Origin of the sequence: Nocardioides sp., assembly GCF_031422975.1 — a bacterium.
Classification (GTDB): domain Bacteria; phylum Actinomycetota; class Actinomycetes; order Propionibacteriales; family Nocardioidaceae; genus Nocardioides.
This window is the reverse complement of the sequence record NZ_JANPEO010000621.1, coordinates 1-1527: the sequence shown is the minus strand read 5'-3', so window position 1 is coordinate 1527 and position 1527 is coordinate 1. Positions and strand designations below refer to the sequence as shown.

The 1527-nt window shown below is 72.7% G+C and carries 1 protein-coding gene and 1 pseudogene; both read right to left on the bottom strand.

Going from position 1 to position 1527, the window contains the following annotated elements:
* Positions 1-896: NADPH:quinone reductase (locus tag RMO85_RS18500; RefSeq protein WP_310530190.1), on the bottom strand; the 896-nt coding region annotated here is incomplete at its 3' end.
* Positions 896-1527: pseudogene (locus RMO85_RS18495) on the bottom strand (alkene reductase); the annotation flags it as partial. The pseudogene RMO85_RS18495 and the gene RMO85_RS18500, both read right to left, overlap by 1 nt.

Genomic DNA, 1527 nt, shown 5'->3' with positions numbered 1-1527 from the left:
GCGCCGTCGACCAGGGCGGCGGTGATGTCGTCGGCCGCGGCCCGCAGTGCCGCCTGGCCGACGGTGTAGAGCAGCACCCACTGCAAGCGCGCGTTGGTGGAGAACGTCTCGCGCACGCTGAGGGTCACCTCGTCGCCACCGTTGTTGGCGTAGATCGCGATCGTGGCGCGGGGCCGGATCACCTGGAGGTCGAGACGCAGGTTCTGCGCCGGCGCCACCTCGACGACGATGTCGACCCCGCCCGGTGCCAGGTCGCGGATCGCCGCCACCGGGTCGCCCTCGCGGTAGTTCACGGTGTGCTGGGCGCCGGCCGCCCTCGCAAGGACGGCCTTCTGGTCGCTGCTCACCGTGCTGATCACGTCCGCGCCGGCCCATCTGGCCAGCTGGATGGCGGCGTTGCCGACCGCTCCGGCCCCACCCGAGACCAGCACCGTCAGGCCGGCCAGCGCACCCGGGGCGAGCCGGTCGGGGCCGTCCTCGGAGGTGGTCAGCGCACGATGAGCGGTGACCGCGGGGACCCCGAGCGCGGCGCCCACGTCGAAGGACGCGGCTTCGGGGAGTGCGGTGAGGTTGTCGACGGGGAGCACGACCAGCTCCTGCGCCGTACCCCCGGGACGGGTGTGTTGCGCGAGCATCGTCCAGACCCGGTCGCCCACGGCGAACCCGGTCACGTCCGGGCCGACCGCGTCGACCACGCCGGCACCGTCCTGGCCGGGCACGATCTCGGGAAAGGCCAGCTCGCCCATGCCGCCGGCGCGGAACTTCCAGTCCGTGGGGTTGACCCCGGCGCGCACGATCCGCACCCGGACCTCGCCCGGCCCGGGCTCCGCGGCGTCGCGCTCGACCAGGTCGAGCACGGTGGAGTCGCCGCTGTGGGTGTAGACGACGGCGCGCATCAGCTGGCCTCGAGCGTCGGGTAGTCGGTGTAACCCTCGGCGCCGCCACCGTAGAAGGTCTCCTGGTTGGGCCGGTTGAGCTCGGCCCCGGCGCGCCACCGCTCGGCGAGGTCGGGGTTGGCCAGGAACTCGCGACCGACGGCGACCAGGTCGCCGAGGTCCTCGTCGAGGATCGACTCGACGAACTCGAGGTCGGTGACGTCGCTGAAGCCGGAGTTGAGCATGACCGGACCGCCGAACCGCGCCCTCAGGTCCGCGACGAGCCGGCTGCGCGGGTCGGCGAGGATGCTGAGGTAGGCCAGGTCGAGGTCCTTGATGCCGTCGAGCAGCGTCTCGTAGACCGCCGCGGTGAACGCCTCGTCCTCCTCCAGCACGCCCTGGATGTTGTGGGCGGGGGAGATCCGGATGCCGACCTTGTCGGCGCCGATCGCCTCGGCCACGGCCCGGGTCACCTCGATCGCGAACCGGGCGTGGGCCTGGGGTGACCCGCCGTACCCGTCGCTGCGGGTGTTGGAGGACTGTCCCAGGAACTGGTGGATCAGGTAGCCGTTGGCGGCGTGCACCTCCACCCCGTCGAGGCCGGCCTCGACCGCGTTGCGGGCGGCGGTGACGAACTCCTGGATGACCCCGG